13 protein-coding genes are annotated in these 13710 nt (G+C 46.4%); 3 read left to right on the top strand and 10 right to left on the bottom strand.

From position 1 onward, the window contains the following. Positions 1 to 8: 8 nt before the first annotated feature. The 3 genes from ACO0KZ_RS12490 to ACO0KZ_RS12480 all read right to left on the bottom strand — a co-directional run bounded on the left by ACO0KZ_RS12490 (position 9) and on the right by ACO0KZ_RS12480 (position 4186). Positions 9 to 1124, bottom strand: a complete 1116-nt coding sequence (locus ACO0KZ_RS12490) for an aromatic ring-hydroxylating oxygenase subunit alpha (protein ID WP_422995627.1) — start codon at positions 1122 to 1124, stop codon at positions 9 to 11. A 14-nt stretch (positions 1125 to 1138) separates the two neighbouring features. After that, positions 1139 to 1408 (bottom strand): hypothetical protein, encoded by a 270-nt coding sequence (locus ACO0KZ_RS12485; RefSeq protein ID WP_422995625.1) that lies wholly within the window; start codon positions 1406 to 1408, stop codon positions 1139 to 1141. Positions 1409 to 1639: 231 nt separating this feature from the next. Continuing rightward, a complete protein-coding gene (locus ACO0KZ_RS12480; RefSeq protein WP_422995623.1) occupies positions 1640 to 4186 on the bottom strand; it encodes a DUF1631 family protein in 2547 nt (848 codons plus the stop codon). Positions 4187 to 4483: 297 nt separating this feature from the next. Between ACO0KZ_RS12480 and ACO0KZ_RS12475 the strand changes: the two genes are divergently transcribed. The 3 genes from ACO0KZ_RS12475 to dxs are packed head-to-tail and all read left to right on the top strand — an operon-like array spanning position 4484 to position 7472. Continuing rightward, positions 4484 to 4747 carry an exodeoxyribonuclease VII small subunit gene (locus ACO0KZ_RS12475; RefSeq protein ID WP_422995621.1) on the top strand — a complete coding sequence of 88 codons (264 nt, stop codon included), beginning with the start codon at positions 4484 to 4486 and terminating at the stop codon, positions 4745 to 4747. After that, a complete protein-coding gene (locus tag ACO0KZ_RS12470) occupies positions 4744 to 5631 on the top strand; it encodes a polyprenyl synthetase family protein (protein ID WP_422995619.1) in 888 nt (295 codons plus the stop codon). The genes ACO0KZ_RS12475 and ACO0KZ_RS12470 overlap by 4 nt, the downstream gene beginning before the upstream one ends. A gap of 2 nt (positions 5632 to 5633) precedes the next feature. Further along, the gene (gene dxs / locus ACO0KZ_RS12465; protein ID WP_422995617.1) at positions 5634 to 7472 is read left to right on the top strand and encodes a 1-deoxy-D-xylulose-5-phosphate synthase; all 1839 of its coding nucleotides are present in this window, start codon (positions 5634 to 5636) and stop codon (positions 7470 to 7472) included. A gap of 701 nt (positions 7473 to 8173) precedes the next feature. Here dxs and ACO0KZ_RS12460 read toward each other — a convergent pair. From ACO0KZ_RS12460 to ACO0KZ_RS12430, 7 genes are all read right to left on the bottom strand, one after another. Continuing rightward, on the bottom strand, positions 8174 to 8644 hold the full coding sequence (locus ACO0KZ_RS12460) for a DUF6714 family protein (protein ID WP_422995615.1): 471 nt from the start codon (positions 8642 to 8644) through the stop codon (positions 8174 to 8176). Next, the gene (gene ruvC, locus ACO0KZ_RS12455; RefSeq protein WP_422995613.1) at positions 8641 to 9183 is read right to left on the bottom strand and encodes a crossover junction endodeoxyribonuclease RuvC; all 543 of its coding nucleotides are present in this window, start codon (positions 9181 to 9183) and stop codon (positions 8641 to 8643) included. The genes ACO0KZ_RS12460 and ruvC overlap by 4 nt, the downstream gene beginning before the upstream one ends. A 318-nt stretch (positions 9184 to 9501) precedes the next feature. Further along, positions 9502 to 9753, bottom strand: a complete 252-nt coding sequence (locus ACO0KZ_RS12450) for a GIY-YIG nuclease family protein (protein ID WP_422995611.1) — start codon at positions 9751 to 9753, stop codon at positions 9502 to 9504. A 26-nt stretch (positions 9754 to 9779) separates the two neighbouring features. Next, positions 9780 to 11345, bottom strand: a complete 1566-nt coding sequence (gene purH / locus ACO0KZ_RS12445; protein ID WP_422995609.1) for a bifunctional phosphoribosylaminoimidazolecarboxamide formyltransferase/IMP cyclohydrolase — start codon at positions 11343 to 11345, stop codon at positions 9780 to 9782. A 21-nt stretch (positions 11346 to 11366) separates the two neighbouring features. After that, positions 11367 to 11600, bottom strand: a complete 234-nt coding sequence (locus tag ACO0KZ_RS12440; protein ID WP_186892113.1) for a helix-turn-helix domain-containing protein — start codon at positions 11598 to 11600, stop codon at positions 11367 to 11369. A 128-nt stretch (positions 11601 to 11728) separates the two neighbouring features. Further along, complete coding sequence (dusB, locus tag ACO0KZ_RS12435) at positions 11729 to 12778, bottom strand: tRNA dihydrouridine synthase DusB (protein ID WP_422996039.1); 1050 nt, start codon at positions 12776 to 12778, stop codon at positions 11729 to 11731. Positions 12779 to 13124: 346 nt separating this feature from the next. Next, a complete protein-coding gene (locus ACO0KZ_RS12430; protein ID WP_422995607.1) occupies positions 13125 to 13637 on the bottom strand; it encodes a peroxiredoxin family protein in 513 nt (170 codons plus the stop codon). Positions 13638 to 13710 lie beyond the last annotated feature (73 nt).

Below are 13710 nucleotides of genomic sequence, written 5' to 3'. Positions count from 1 at the left end.
ATGAGACTTTAGAACTGCATCTTACGTCGATACCATTCGTGAAAATGCTGCATGCCATCTTCCATCGGTGACTGATAAGGGCCCACTTCGTTGACGCCTCTATCGAACAATATCTTACGACCCGCATCCATGCGAATACCGATCTCATCGTCTTCGATGCAAGTTTCCATGTAGGCGGCACGTTCCGCGTCGACGAATTCACGTTCAAATAAGACAATCTCTTCGGGATAATAAAACTCCACGACGTTCTTGGTTTTACCAGTTGCGGTTGGCCACAAAGTCGATACCACCAAGACATGGGGATACCATTCGACCATAATATTTGGATACAAGGTTAGCCAGATTGCACCGAATTTTGGCGGTTCACCGCCACGGTATTTGAGCACCTGCTCTTGCCAAGCCTGATATTTAGCGGAACCTGATTTCTGTAAACCTTTATGCACACCCACAGTCTGCACGCTATAGTCTTCGCCAAATTCCCAGCGCAAGTCATCACAGCTGACAAAGCTACCTAAGCCTGGATGAAATGCTTCAACGTGATAGTCTTCCAGATAAACTTCGATAAAAGTTTTCCAGTTGTAGTCACATTCATGAACTTCGACGTGATCCAGCATATAGCCAGTAAAATCAAGATCCTTAGTAACGGACAAGCTCGCCATTTTTTCCATGACGTTGTAGCCATTTTGCTCGAACAGCAAACCATTCCAGTTTTGCAAAGGCGTGCGTGAAAGATTCAGACAAGGAGTGTCGGTGAAATGCGGCGCGCCAAGTAGCTCGCCTTTCAAATCATAGGTCCAGCGATGCAGAGGGCAGACTATTTGTTTCGCATTGCCGCGACTTTTCGCCCCTGGTCCACCGAACATCAAGGCTTGACGATGACGGCAAACATTTGACATCAGCTCTATACCTTGTGCATTCCGCACCAGCATGCGTCCTTCATTTTCGGCAGCAAGTGTTGCATAGTCACCGACGGCAGGAATCATCAACTCATGGCCGACATAGCGCGGACCAGATTCGAAAAGCTGTTTGATCTCGCGCTGTAACAAGCCTTGATCAAAATAAACATGTACCGGAAGTTGCGCGTCAGAACGCGCTAATGTAGACAAAGAAGCCAGATCGGACATCCCCACCCCCCAAATTAATTTGCACCAACTTGGGGCGTGTTGACATGTGATTTAGGTAAGCCAATGTGCGGAAATGGGTGTATGGCTAGGCGCGAGCTGTGCGGCAGTGCAGGCACTGTAAGCAGCTTGCAACGACGCCATGCGCCCATTTCAGCCATTCCCGAAGGGTTCGTGTCAAAACGCACGATGGACAGCGTTGCATCTCCTGCTGAGGCGGCCTGCCGCAGCGGCGAGATGCGCCTTGCCATCCTGCGTTTTGACACGAACGCTTGCCTAAATAACATGTCAGCACGCCCTTAGAGAGAAAGAATCCATAAATACCTATTTTCGATAACGACCTTCTAACTCTGAAGAAATCGAAAACTCAAACAAACTGCACTTGAAGAGGAAATTTTGGACAGAACGCGGGATTATACCCGAAACATCAGATAAGGTCTTGTTTTAGTTAGAGATTCGCCCAATAAGAGCGCTGGTCGCGTAGTTTTGTAGGCATGCGCTAGCAACGGACCATGCACTTAATTTTGCATTTCCAGCGAGGCGGGCACCGATTTATTTGCCTGTTCTGGCTGATCCTGTTGATTCAGTGCATCAAGCAAGGCACGGTCTACCAGTTTATCCATAGAGATCACTTGAGCGCGTCGCTCCCGGAAATTCCTCTCTAGCTCATCCACCGATACAGAAAATGATTTCTCTTTTTGACTAGAGGTAAAAATAAACAAGCTACGCATAGGGCTTATCCAAGCGAGTCGTACTTTTTGCAGAGTGTTATCACGTTTCTTAAGTTGTATCCAAACGCCACGTTCCAAACTCGCAACGATATTTTCTGCCTCTGCGATGTCCTGCGCTATGATCTCTGCAATTGAAGCCTCATTGATGATAGGTCGATTCAATGAAGGCAAAGAATTATTGGCAGCATTAGCAACAGTGTCTGTAGTTGCATTACCCGAAACTTGATTGGCGCTAGCCGCGACTTGTTGAGCCTGCTGAGCTTCAATTGCATCAGTTTTCGCTTTCTCAATCGCTTCAGCAATTAAGCGTGCTTTTTCAGCTTCTTCCGCTTCCGCTTTTGCTTTTGCATCAGCAACTGCTTTCGCTTCCGCCTCGGCTCGCTTTTGCAAGCGACGTTCAGTGGCCAACTTAGCGGCCTCAACCGCAATTTCCATCTGACGTTCTGGTGACAACTCCAAAGGCGCGCGCACGATCGATGCGTGACATTCAGCTAAGTCAGCGAAAAATTGTACGCGATCAGCATCCTCCCACTTGATCAAGCTTAACCATTTATTCAAGCGCGCCAAAATGCCAGGCAGACGATTAATCATTTCCTGGCGCTGCGCCAAAGTAATCTTTGGCTTGATGCTCCAGATCAAGTCATCCATCGTCTTAATCGCATCTTCAACCGCATGCGGTTTCTCGTCTCGCACGCTGTAAGCCAAGGTTAATACTTTAATCCATCGATTCTCGAGAAAGGTTTCGACAAACGCCATAACTTCACCGCTGCCTATGCGCATCGAGACATCATTGCTCGCAGCGATACCAGCTTGCTTAAATTTTTCTTTTTGCAGCGCCCGATTGATAGGCGCTTGCAAAGCTTCGATTGTTTCGGCTTCGTCTTTTTGAATGAAAGCTTCAAGATCCGTTACGACTTCATCAAACAGACCCAACTCTTGATCGAATTCCTTTTGCACGCGCAATACATTACGTTGCATAGCCTGAAATAAGGGATCATCTTCACCTTTTTGTGGGTCAAGCGAAGCACTATATTTAGACAATAAATCGATCAGGCGGCGCGCTGGATGTGCATCTTGAAAAAAGAAATTCTTATCGATCAAGGCTGCTTTTAATACAGGCACTTGCAATGCACTGATCAAGTTCTTAATGGGGTCAGCGATTTCTTGATTGCCTAATACACCATCGAAAACATGTGAGAGCAAATCGAACGTATGCTTCTCTACACCAGAATGAAACATATTCGGCATCTCTTGGCGCATATGCGACAAACGCATTGCATTCTGTGCCCCAGAGACTAGCTGATGTATCGCCATGTTCTTTTGAACATCGGCGAGGTATTGAAACAATTCTGAAGACGCCGGATTAAAACTAGCAGGGTCGCCACCCATATAAGGAGCGCCCGTCATGCCCCCCATAGACATCATTCCGCCCATATGTTGCGCGGACATTTGTCCGCTGCCGGCGGCTGATCCAGCGTTACCTGGGTAAGAGAAGCCACCCGCGCCGCGTCCCTGCGCACCATTCTCTGCTGAATTATTAACCTCATTACCAGCAAAGTATTGCTCAAGCTTTTTAGCGACTTCGTTTTTCACAGCTTCGCCCAAGCGCTCTGCTTCGGCACTGGCCTGTTTGCGTTTTAGTCGATAACTTTCCTGCAGGTCGGGCAAGATCCCGCGTGCAATCAAAAGATCATTCAAGGCTTGGTAGACCGGTGCCAGATCAAAAATGAACTCGCTAATCATTGGCAACATCAATGCATGGGCATCGACTTCTGTGTTGAAGTCTATCCACGCCGCATTAAATGCACGCAAAAAGACTTCAGGCCGAAATGGATTTTGTGAAGCACCAATACTTTCTTGGCCCAACAAACTGGCGAGCCGCATATTCAAGGCCGCTAGTGGTTCTGCGTAAGTCAATTCCAAAGAGCGGCTGGCACGACTCAAACTCAGTTTAAGTTCCATCTCTTCAAATGAAACCAAACTCATGCCTACATCTTGTACGATGACCTGTGGCTTAGCAACTGAACGTAAAACATCAACTTCAGCTTTGAAAGCTTTTTCAAGTCCAGATGAGCTCAGATAATAAAATGTGTAAGCATTATTCTTTAGTAATTGCGCACCGTGAAAACACAAGTTTGCGAGTTTTGGATCCGATGCGTTTTCAGATTGAGCGAATAAATCATGCGACAGGCGTGATGCAAACGCGTCTATTTGAGGCGTGCAAAGTTGGCAGGCCTGTTGCACCAAGGCCTGCCATGTGTCGAGCTTATCCAAAGGCAATCGATGTTCGGCCTTGGCTCGAGGTTGCTGCTGATCTACTTGATTTACTGACATATCATTAATTAACAATGCTTAAGATGCTTTTCCAACATTCAACAAGCTACTTATCGCGTTCTGTTATACAGTTTCGACTATAAACACATTATTTCCACGTGGAAATGTTTGAAACGCAACTTCGCTCATTTTTTAAGCATATTTTTCACTACAAACCGATTAAATCGCAAAAACGATGCCCTTTAGTTAAGCTTCTTGTCCAAAGTTCACGATGAGAAACTGCACAGAGCACTGTCCTTTGATCTAAAATACGGGGTTTCGCCTGCCAATCCTGCAATCTACCTTGCAAACTAATCTATGTCAAAGAAATTACCGTCTAATGTAACACCAGCATCGTTCGAAAACGCCATGGCTGAGCTGGCAGAACTGGTAACACAAATGGAATCCGGTCAACTACCTTTAGAGGCATCCGTCAGCGCTTATCAGCGCGGTTCAGAGCTCATTAAATACTGCGCAGCACAATTAGAAAAAGTCGAACAACAAGTTAAGATCTTAGATGCTGGCATGTTAAAACCATTTGATACAAAAGAGTCTGACGCGGTTGACGAGGGCCATGCATGAACATTAGTTTCCGAAACTGGATGAAAGAAACACAAGCAGACGTTGAAGTTGCGCTCAATCAGTATTTACCAAGCACTCAAACTGTCCCAGAGAATTTGCACGAAGCCATGGCTTACGCCGTACTCGATGGCGGCAAACGGGTACGCCCACTATTAGTTTTCGCGGCAGGCAAACTGTTTGACGCACCACAAGAATTACTATCACGTGCGGCTTGTGCGGTAGAAATGATTCATGCTTATTCGCTAGTACACGACGACATGCCGTGTATGGATGATGACGCGTTGCGTCGTGGTAAACCTACGGTTCACAAGCAATACAATGAAGCCACTGCACTGCTGGTTGGCGATGCTTTGCAAGCTCAGGCATTTATTGTCTTAAGCAATGCAAAAGCCAGTGCTGATCGCATACTCCCTATGCTGCAATTATTGGCACAAGCTTCGGGTTCTATCGGTATGTGTGGCGGCCAGGCGATAGATCTCGCCAGCGTCGGTCAGGCTTTGACCCTATCGGAACTAGAGCAAATGCACCGCTTAAAAACAGGTGCACTATTGCGGGCTTCAGTATTATTGGGCGCAATGGGCGGTAAGCTGCTATCTCCGGACGAAATTCAAGCTTTAGATAGCTACTCAAGCGCGATTGGTCTGGCATTTCAAGTGGTTGATGACGTACTCGATGCCACTGCGGACTCTGCAACTTTAGGCAAAACCGCCGGCAAAGATGCCGCTGATAACAAACCGACTTATGTTTCACTATTAGGCTTAGATGCCTCACGCCAGTTAGCCGCTCAACTCTGTAGCGATGCTCACCAGGCACTGTCACAATTTGGAGAATCCGCCCAACATCTGCACGATTTAGCAGATCTCATCGTCCAGCGGAAAGCATAATAATGTCACTACTCACTACGATTAATTCGCCAGCCGATTTACGCCAGCTCAGCCGCCACCAATTAGCCTCATTGGCAGATGAGTTACGCCACTATGTGATCGAGTCGGTTTCCAAAACGGGAGGTCATCTATCCTCCAATTTGGGCACAGTAGAACTCACAATCGCTCTACATTATGTCTTCAATACGCCAGAGGATCGTTTGGTATGGGATGTTGGTCATCAAACCTATCCGCACAAAATCCTCACGGGTCGCCGCGATCATATGCATAGCCTGCGTCAGCTTGATGGCATCTCTGGTTTTCCACGACGGGTAGAGAGTGAATACGATACCTTCGGTACAGCGCATTCCTCGACTTCAATTTCTGCTGCATTAGGTATGGCATTAGCGGCGCGCACCAAAGGCGAATCACGTCACGCGGTAGCGATCATCGGTGATGGCTCTATGACAGCTGGTATGGCGTTTGAAGCGATGAACAACGCGGGTGTGTATGACGACATCAATATGTTGGTCGTTTTAAACGACAACGATATGTCAATCTCGCCACCGGTCGGCGCTTTAAATCGCTATCTGGCGCGACTGATGTCAGGTAAATTTTATGCAGCGGCTCGCAATGTAGGCAAATCCGTTTTACCATCACCGATGTTAGAACTAGCACGTCGTTTCGAAGAACATGCAAAAGGTATGATCGTTCCAGCGACGATGTTCGAAGAATTTGGTTTCAATTACATCGGCCCCATTGATGGTCACGATCTGGAATCTTTAATACCTACGTTGCAGAATATTAAGAACCTCAAAGGCCCGCAGTTCTTACACGTGGTTACCAAAAAAGGACAAGGCTATAAACTGGCAGAAGCCGATCCTATTCTGTATCATGGCCCCGGCAAATTCAATCCGGAAGAAGGCATCAAGCCTACAACTGCTCCAGCGAAGAAAACCTATACCCAAGTGTTCGGCGATTGGTTGTGTGATACGGCTGCCGCCGATGACAAACTCATAGGCATCACACCTGCTATGCGCGAAGGGTCAGGTATGGTGGAGTTTGAACAGCGTTTTCCGAAACGTTATTATGACGTCGGTATCGCTGAACAGCATTCTGTCACCTTTGCCGGCGGGATGGCCACCGAAGGTTTAAAACCCGTCGTCGCAATTTACTCCACCTTTTTGCAGCGCGCCTACGACCAATTAATTCACGACATTGCATTGCAAAATCTAGACGTCACCTTCGCTTTAGACCGTGCCGGTTTGGTCGGCGCCGACGGTGCAACACATGCAGGCAATTACGATCTCGCTTACTTACGCTGCATTCCCAACATGATCGTGATGGCAGCCAGCGATGAAAATGAATGCCGCCAAATGTTAACTACGGGCTACCGCCATCCAGGCCCAGCGGCGATACGCTACCCACGCGGCGCAGGCATAGGTGCCACCATTCAAGCTGAACTAAGCGAACTGCCTATTGGCAAAGCTGAGCTAAAACGCCAAGGCAAGAAAATCGCCATTTTGGCATTTGGTTCTATGGTGCATCCTTCGATTAAAGCTGCGGAAGCGCTGGATGCAACGGTAGTGAATATGCGCTTTGTCAAACCAATTGATACCGCGATGATTCACGACATGGCAGCGAGTCATGATGCCTTAGTTACAGTCGAAGAAGGCTGTACGATGGGCGGCGCTGGTTCAGCAGTTGCTGAAGCGCTAGCCGAAGCGGGCATTGCAAAACCCTTGTTGATTTTAGGTTTACCAGACAAGTTTGTTGATCACGGCGATCCGGCTTTATTGTTGGCGCAATGTGGTTTGAGTGCGGAGGGGATTGAGTCGTCAATACGGCAACGGTTTTTATGAGCTTGTAAGTTGCGTTTTTAAATCGCGTTTTAAAATTGAATGCCGCCTTTTTATATGGGCGGTATTTTTTTGTTTTAAATTGATTGTTCGGTGTTTTTTATGGTTCACAGATCGGGTGTAGCCCGACAGCCAATTACCTTTTTTGCTTCGTCAAAAAAGGTAATCCAAAAAAGACGACCGTAGACTCGCCCCTTCGGGGTGCTTACGCTACGCTTCAGCATAATTTGTGCATCACAAAAAATGGGAAAGTGTTAAAACTCGCTACGCTCAGACAACAACACTTTCTTACCCATTTTTTGTGACGCACAAATTACATCGTCTCAAACGGAGAGTAAGTCAAAAGCAAAATCAAAAACAACGACCTACAACTGCTATTCGAGAAATGTATGTCTATCGAGACTGATTGTTTTGATGTTGTCGTTGTTTTTGACTTTGTTTTTGTTTTTTGTTTCTGATCTTCACCCACTTCTGACACTGCCAATTGTGCGGGACAGAAAATGGATAAAGAAAGCCTTGCTGTTTGAGCCGAAGGCGAGTTTCAAGGCTTTCCCATTTTTTGTCCCGCACAATTGGGAACCCGAAGGGCTGTGGCAGCGTGGTCGCCTTTCTTTGCTTACTTTCTTTGGCGAAGCAAAGAAAGTGAGTGGCCGTCGGGCCACACCCGACCTAAGAACATAGAAAGTATCCACAAACAATCTCAACTAAGTCCGATACAAGCTCCTCGAATACCACCATTCATCCAATATTTGACATGAAAATTCCTGGTAAGCCGATTCGTCATTAAACGCCAGAAATTCCAAAAAATCGATGATCACCTCTTCCTGTAATTTAGACAGTGAACTTAGTCTTGGTGGGCTGCGATCAGGTGGCCGGAGGCTTTGTAACAAAGCATCTGTGACAGTGTTGGCTTCGTCAAATTGGCGCAAAGAATAGTGAATGAGTTGGGGCAAATAATAGCGCCAAGACTTCGAGTCTAAATAAGAAACACCCCAGAAATATTTTTCAAAATATTCGTCTGAAACCAAGTCGTGCGCTTCATCATACTCGAGCAAATTGCAACCGCTATCGAGAGCATTACCTCCTCGCAAACCAACTTCCGGCAATTGTTTCAGTTCATCCGAAAACGCTTCTAAGAGTTTGACTTCAAAATCTTTATTCAATTGTTCACTCATCCAATCAGTCTACCCGCCCTAACCCGCAAACCCTTCTTAGCCAACTCAGGCGCAATAGCACCAAGCGTTTTCAAAGTATCGCCACTATGCGCATGACAAATCGCCACACCCAGCGCATCTGCTGCGTCAGAGCTAGGCGTGCCAGATAAACTCAGCAAGCGCTGCACCATATCCTGCACTTGTTCTTTCTTCGCTTTACCATGACCGACTACACCCTGCTTCACTTGCAGCGCCGTGTACTCTGCGACATCTAAATCAGCACTCACCAAAGCGCAAATCGCAGCACCACGGGCTTGACCGAGTAACAGTGTTGATTGTGGATTGACGTTGACGAACACCTTCTCAATTGCAGCGCAATCGGGTTGGTAGGTTTGGATAATTTCTGTGACACCGGAGAGGATAGTTTTGAGGCGTTCAGGCAAAGTGCCTTCGACTGTTTTGATGGTACCTGAGGCGATGTAAGTGAGCTTACTGCCCTGCTTATGAATGACACCAAAACCTGTGGTGCGTAAGCCGGGATCTATGCCTAGGATTTTCATTGGTGTTTGTTTTCTGTGTAGGAATTTATTGATAAATTATACGCAGGTCTTGTGTATTCGCGTGTTGTACTTCTGATCCCTAATTGCTTTTGTTGTCGCTCAACGAAAGCCGCTGGGCTCCTGCCTACGCAGGAGCGACGGTAATCATTTTTACTGTTTGAATAAGACGTAAAAAAACGAAACTCAACATTCCATCCTTAGCCGCAACTGTATTAACTGTCATTCCTGCGAAGGCAGGAATCTAGCGGCGTCCTTGCAGCAACGATTAAGTGAAATGGAGCGCTGAATCTAAACGATAGCATCATACAAATCATTCCACTAAGGATTCGTCGTCTCGATCAAATTGACCTTCCACTCCCGTTTCCATTTCTTGATCTGCTTCTCACGGACAATCGCGCCTTCGATAGAATCACAAGCCTCAAACCAAACAAGTTTATCGACACCGTACTTTTCAGTAAAGCTTGGTACAAACTTGTTTTTGTGTTGGAAAATTCGCTGAACTAAATCGCTCGTCACACCAACGTAAAGTGTGCCATTGCGATCACTAGCGAGAATATAGACGAACGCCATTTAACTAACGACGTTCTGATTGCAAATCAATGCCTAAAATGACGCACACCCGTGTACAACATCACCACACCACGTTCATCCGCAGCATCAATCACTTCTTGATCACGCATAGAACCGCCTGGATGAATCACACAAGTCGCGCCAGCATCGACGACGACATCGAGACCATCGCGGAACGGGAAGAACGCATCAGACGCGACCGCTGAACCTTGCAAAGTCAAACCAGCGTTTTGTGCTTTAATCGATGCAATGCGAGCAGAATCGATACGGCTCATTTGACCTGCGCCAACGCCTAAAGTCATGCCATTGCCGCAGAAGACAATCGCGTTTGATTTAACGTATTTAGCAACGCGCCATGCGAACATCATGTCGGCCATTTGTTGCGGTGTAGGTTGCAATTTGCTGACTACGCGGACATCGGCTGGTAAAACGTTTTTTGCGTCTGGTGCTTGCACTAACAGGCCGCCACCTACACGTTTCACGTCATACTGATTGACGCCAGAACCGAGAGGAATTTCTAACAAACGCACGTTTTGTTTTGCAGCGAAAATTTGTTTCGCTTCGGCAGTGAAAGATGGCGCGATCAAGACTTCAACGAATTGTTTTGCGACGGCTTCTGCTGCAGCGCCGTCACATACTGTGTTGAACGCGATGATGCCGCCGAAGGCTGAAGTTGGATCGGTTTGCAATGCTTTGCTGTAGGCTTCCAATGCTGTCGCACCGATAGCTACGCCGCATGGATTCGCATGTTTAACGATTACGCACGCGCCAGTGTCGAAAGACTTCACACATTCCCACGCCGCATCTGCATCAGCGATATTATTGTAGGACAGCTCTTTGCCTTGCAACTGCGTGTAGTTCGCCAATGCGCCGACAACTGGTGCCAGATCGCGATAGAAAGAAGCGGATTGATGTGGGTTTTCGCCGTAACGCATTTCTTGTACTTTTTCGAAATGCATGTTCAAAGTCTGTGGATAAGCACTACGTGTTGTGTGTGCTTTGTCTTCGCCCAAACTCGTCAAATAATTGGTGATCGCGCCGTCATATTGTGCTGTGTGCGCAAATACTTTTTTCGCCAGCATGAATTTCGTGTCATAAGACACGACGTTATTGCCCGCTTTCATTTCTGCCAAGACCGTCGCGTAATCAATAGGATCGCAAATTACAACCACGTCTTTATGGTTTTTGGCCGATGAACGCAACATGGTTGGGCCACCGATATCGATATTTTCGATCGCGTCTTCCAATGAACATTCGGCTTTGGCGACTGTTGCTTGGAATGGATAAAGATTGACCACCACCATATCAATGGTTGGAATGCCGTGTTTTTCTAAAGCAGCTTGGTGCTCTGGAAAATCACGGCGCGCCAAAATACCACCGTGCACTTTAGGATGTAGGGTCTTCACACGACCATCAAGCATCTCTGGAAAACCTGTGTAATCCGCAACTTCAGTGACTGGCAAACCATTGTCAGCCAAGAGTTTTGCAGTACCGCCTGTGGACAAAAGTTTGACGCCCATAGCATTGAGTTCACGTGCAAATTCGAGAACACCAGTTTTGTCCGACACGGACAGGAGAGCTTGTTTGATCATGATAGAGATAGGTAAATAAAATTAAAGAAGACCGTGTTGCTGCAATTTTTTGCGCAAGGTATTACGGTTAATACCTAGCATGTCTGCAGCCTGAGATTGATTGCTATCGGTGCGTGTCATGACCATCTCCAACATTGGTTTTTCAACCGCTAACACCACCATATCGTAAATATTTGAAGCGGGTTGTTCACCTAAATCACGGAAATACTTTTCCAGATTCTTATGGACGGCTTCTTGAATACTTTCTTTGCTCATACTGAATTTTCTTCTTATTAATGAATTCCTCTTTTAAAAAACTACCGGGAATTCTAGGGTTAAACTAAATAAAACTTTTCACCAAAATAATGCACACGACTCACATCAAATGCTGTTAGGGAAATGACTCAAGCAGCCAAAGCTTGCGTTGACCCTTGACCCAATTCCGCGATCGTATTGATCTCGGAGGGGCGGTATTGTAACCGTTCTGTTGGTCGACTATCAAAAAACATTTTTACTGCGGCCAATTGCTCCTCACAACTTTCCAATTTATTCATTTGCTGGCGGAAAGCTTCACCTTCAATCAAATCTTCCACATACCAGCCGATGTGTTTGCGCGCCGTGCGCACTCCCATAAACTCGCCATAAAACGCATAGTGCTCGCGTAAATGACGATCCAATAGAGCACTCACTTCCGACACCAAAGGAGCGGGTAAGTGCTCACCCGTTTTCAAATAATGATCTATTTCTCGAAAAATCCATGGCCGCCCCTGCGCTGCACGTCCAACCATAATCGCATCAGCACCCGTTATTTCTAGTACATACTTGGCCTTTTCCGGCGTCGTTATATCACCGTTGGCGACAACGGGAATTTTGACCAATGCTTTGACCGCAGCGATGGTGTCGTATTCAGCCGCGCCTTTATAGCCGTCGGCACGTGTGCGCCCATGTAAGGTCAACATCGCTATGCCAGCTGATTCGGCGATGCGGGCAATTTGCAGCGCATTCTTATTCAAACGATCCCAGCCGGTACGGAATTTCAAAGTGACAGGCACATCAACAGCAGAGACCACCGCATCGAGAATTTCACCGACCAGTTTTTCATCTTGGAGCAAAGCAGAGCCGCACCAGGCATTGCAAACTTTCTTCACCGGGCAACCCATATTGATATCGATGATTTGCGCACCTTTATCAACATTATATTTTGCGCATTCCGCTAACATTTTTGGATCAGCACCAGCAATCTGCACTGCCTTCGGCTCCATCTCACCTTCATGGTTAGTGCGACGTGTTGATTTTTCTGTTTCCCATAATTTAGGATTGGATGCCGCCATTTCTGACACTGCATAGCCTGCGCCCAGATCTTTGCACAATTGACGAAACGGTCTATCCGTCACACCTGCCATGGGCGCGACAAAAATATTATTCTTTAGCTGATAGGCGCCAATTTGCACGATGTTAAAACCTTGGGAGAGTCGGAGGAATTTCGAGGAAGCGCTATTCTACCTGAAAAGCTGCCTAAATAATTAGCAAAACTTGTCGAAATTGCGGATTCGTTCGAACAATATTTTTTAATTCAGAGCCAGTTTTCGATAGACTTTTTTACGAATTACGATCCAATTAATGGACCTCATTTCGCAATAGGCCTACGCGCGACAATGCAAACTATGGGTACTTTAAAATGATGAGAGAAAGATCAGCGCAATTAGTACTGCATTGCCTGCATTTAAATATGATTTAGATGAAAAGCAGACACAAAGCCAAGTATAAAACTCAACCAGCTTAATGAAATCAATAATCAGATTAAGCTTGCTTAAGTAATTGTGCTAGCAGTTGATCAAGTTCAATAAAAGAAGGTTCTCCAACATAACGTTTAATGATGTTGCCCTGCTTATCTATAACAAAAGTTGTCGGCGTGAGCCTAACATCACCAAACGCTTGCGCAATTTTACCCTCAACGTCGAGGACGACTTGAAAAGGCAATTGACGTGTTTCGGTAAAATTAAGTACATAGTTTGGTGGGTCGTAACTCATGGCAACCGCAAAAAACTCTAATCCTTGAGCCCGAAATTTTTCATAGCTGGCAATCATCTGCGGCATTTCTTTGACACAGGTGGTGCAGGATGTCGCCCAAAAATTCACCATATACACTTTGCCCTTTAGGCTTTGAGTACTGGTTTTATTTCCCTGCAAATTAGTAAAACTAAGGGACGGTGCGGCTTGTTTGGCGTTGAATGATTGATAAACAAAGAAGCCAGCCGCCAACATCAATGACAATACGATCCAGACTAATTTTTTTGAATTGTTCGATGCCATAAATGAAAATTTGCCAGCCCATAAAATAAGCACGAATTATACTGTGTTCGGCCAACAAAGTACTCACATCAGC

The organism is Undibacterium sp. Di24W (assembly GCF_049340325.1).
Taxonomy (GTDB): domain Bacteria; phylum Pseudomonadota; class Gammaproteobacteria; order Burkholderiales; family Burkholderiaceae_D; genus Undibacterium.
This window is presented reverse-complemented; position numbering and strand designations above follow the sequence as displayed.